This window comes from Synechococcus sp. R6-5, from assembly GCF_047461775.1.
Classification (GTDB): Bacteria; Cyanobacteriota; Cyanobacteriia; order Thermostichales; family Thermostichaceae; genus Thermostichus.
In genome coordinates this window covers 1-678 of the sequence record NZ_JANSHV010000130.1, presented here as the reverse complement: position 1 = coordinate 678, position 678 = coordinate 1, and the positions used below count along the sequence as shown (strand labels likewise).

Below are 678 nucleotides of genomic sequence, written 5' to 3'. Positions count from 1 at the left end.
GGGTGCATTCACAGACGGGGGCAGATGCGTGGCCACAGTTGGTCGAAGGTTCCGCTCATGAGTGCAGCACGCAAGGGCAGCATGTTCTCTAAGCCAGCGCGCGACCAGCGCATGCCTGGCGCGCACAAACGTTGCTTAGCCTGTTTAGCACCAGATTCGACTATGCCACTGCCAATCGGTAAGTGAGCAGACTCAAAATCCCGATACTGCATGCGCTCGTGAAAATATCTGGCCTCAGTAAGCAACTGCTCTGACTGAGTATGTTGGGCTAATCGCTTGGCTATCTGTTTAGCTTGTCCCTCATACAGCATTGCACTATGTTGGTCAACCCACGCCGCTGCCTGCTCAGGCTGGTTGGGATACAGCAGCTCCACACAGATGTTGCTTAGCGTGATACCAGTCCACGATATGAGCGGCATCAGGATAGTCACGCGCTGCGAGATTCCAAATCCAGGCTGCGCCGTCTCCAACCACAGCACTCTGGGCAGCCTGCGACCAACGTCGCGCTTGTGCTTCCATGGCGAGCTTGAACGCCGGCCCGCCCAAGTGCATTACATAAGACTGGGAACGTCCACGCACTTGACCACTCTGACCAGTAACATATGCTTCAAAAATAGCCCCTATCTTTACCTCCTTCCACCCTTCAGCACGAACATTCGCCATAAATCCGTCCATACT

The 678-nt window shown here is 54.6% G+C and carries 1 pseudogene; it reads right to left on the bottom strand.

The features are described from left to right. Nucleotides 1–345: 345 nt before the first annotated feature. Nucleotides 346–678: pseudogene (locus NW818_RS07735) on the bottom strand (hypothetical protein); the annotation flags it as partial.